This window comes from Centipeda sp. (in: firmicutes), from assembly GCF_057271695.1.
This window is the reverse complement of sequence record NZ_DBHIVL010000150.1, coordinates 1-1318: the sequence shown is the minus strand read 5'-3', so window position 1 is coordinate 1318 and position 1318 is coordinate 1. Positions and strand designations below refer to the sequence as shown.

General features: G+C 35.7%; 2 protein-coding genes. One reads left to right on the top strand and one right to left on the bottom strand.

All coding sequences use genetic code 11. The annotated features are described in order from the left end of the window. Positions 1–515: 515 nt before the first annotated feature. A complete protein-coding gene (locus tag ACO6BQ_RS12570) occupies positions 516–767 on the bottom strand; it encodes a hypothetical protein (RefSeq protein WP_489121491.1) in 252 nt (83 codons plus the stop codon). A 291-nt stretch (positions 768–1058) separates the two neighbouring features. Here ACO6BQ_RS12570 and ACO6BQ_RS12565 point away from each other — a divergent pair, with 291 nt between their 5' ends. Next, complete coding sequence (locus tag ACO6BQ_RS12565) at positions 1059–1259, top strand: hypothetical protein (RefSeq protein ID WP_315157337.1); 201 nt, start codon at positions 1059–1061, stop codon at positions 1257–1259. Positions 1260–1318: the final 59 nt, after the last annotated feature.

Sequence of the window (1318 nt, the reverse complement as noted above, 5' to 3'; positions counted from 1 at the left end):
AACAAAATGTACAAAAAGCTACATTTATATGCATAAAATGCCCCAAAAGGCTGCATCATTTGGTACAAATATATGCATTATATACCAATGGTGCAAGTAACACCCCCAAAAAAGCCCCAAACCCTAATAAATACGCCCTTTTTGGGCGTTTTTTTGTGCCTTATAGCTACCGCTAAAGCTACCTTTTGAAGGGCATAAAACACCCCAAAAAGGTACCCACCCAGCAAAGCCCAAAAACACCCTCTAAAAAAGTTGGAGGTGCAGTTGGCGTTGCAATTGCGTATATTTTAGCACACAAGTTAAAGGGGCTAATTACACTATTTTGGGCTTTTTGAAAGGAAATGTTACCGAGTTGGCGGTATATTGCATTTGGTTATATAGGTTAAAGCATTGATTTACAACACTTTTACATAAGTACTCCTTAAAAAGTGCCTTTTCTCCCCTATATATTACGTACTTTCTACCCTTTTCCTACCTCAGTTATATACCTAAAAGCGCACTGCCAGCATACGGCATTACACCCTTGCTGTGGAGTATTGAGTGGAGCCACTGGCTACGGCGCGGGACGGTTGACTAAGGTTTTTATATTTTTGCAACTCATTCTCCAACGCCATTATCTTCTCCTTATACATTACTTCTTTCTCCTCCTTTTCCTTTATAATAGCCTCCAACATAGCAGCCTTTTCTCGTAATAAGGTTGATACCTCATCATTAGCCGCAGGTAGGGCCTGCGAGACTATATTTTTTTCCTCCTCTTCTTTCAGCATAGAGCCTTCTCCTGTAAGAAGCCATTCTGGGTTTATATCTGTATAATATTTGATTATTTTCAAATAATTATCAGTTCTTATAGCTCCTCTCTTACTTAAATAGCCCATAGGAAAGTCTAAATCCTTACAAAACTTATAAGGTGTAATATCTTTATTATCAATATATTGTAAAATTCTTTCTTGTATAGTCATAAAATATTTGAAAAAAAGTTTATAAAAAGCTTTGTTATTTGAAAATAAGTATATAATTTTGCCCCGAAAATTAATAACAACATTTAACGGCACAAATGTATGAAAAAAATAAGAATTGTATCAGCAATAAAGAAACAAATTGCTAAAGAACTATCGGTAACCACTCAAACAGTAGAGATGGCATGTGCTTATATGTACAACTCGGATATACAGCAAAGCATTCGCCAACGTGCTAAAGAATTATTACAGCAAGAAGCTGATAATGTACAAGTAGATGTAAAAACAAACTTAAACGATTAACACTATGAGCAACTTATTACAACACCCCAAATTTGGGGAGATTAGAACCAGAAAAAAGG